Source organism: Pseudophaeobacter profundi, from assembly GCF_029697505.1.
GTDB classification, from domain to species: Bacteria; Pseudomonadota; Alphaproteobacteria; order Rhodobacterales; family Rhodobacteraceae; genus Pseudophaeobacter; species Pseudophaeobacter profundi.
The window spans coordinates 1-276 of sequence record NZ_JARJEF010000235.1; the positions used below are offsets into that span (position 1 = coordinate 1).

The 276-nt window shown below is 42.8% G+C and carries 1 protein-coding gene; it reads left to right on the forward strand.

What is annotated here, in order from left to right:
* A partial coding sequence (locus P2081_RS20840; RefSeq protein WP_278924696.1) for a hypothetical protein occupies positions 1 to 220 on the forward strand: 220 nt, incomplete at its 5' end.
* Between the last annotated feature and the right edge of the window lie 56 nt (positions 221 to 276).

A 276-nucleotide genomic window follows, 5' to 3' on the forward strand; every position in this document is an offset into this window, starting at 1 on the left:
GGACAGTCAAGTTACTATAGAAGGGCGGTTGCTAGATATTGTTGATGACGCTTGGCGTGAAGATAAACTTCCATTTGACGACATAACTGTACCTCTTGAAGAGCTGCCGGATCCTGATGCAGATAATGGTGATACTCATATGACTGTGAAAGAAGCTGAGTCCAAGTGGAATGATCTTTCTCTAGCTCTCATGAGTGAACAGCAACAATCAAGTGTATAAAGATGGAGTTGCCAAAACTTGGTGAACGTTGCTTCCAAGCTGATTGCAAGCAATTG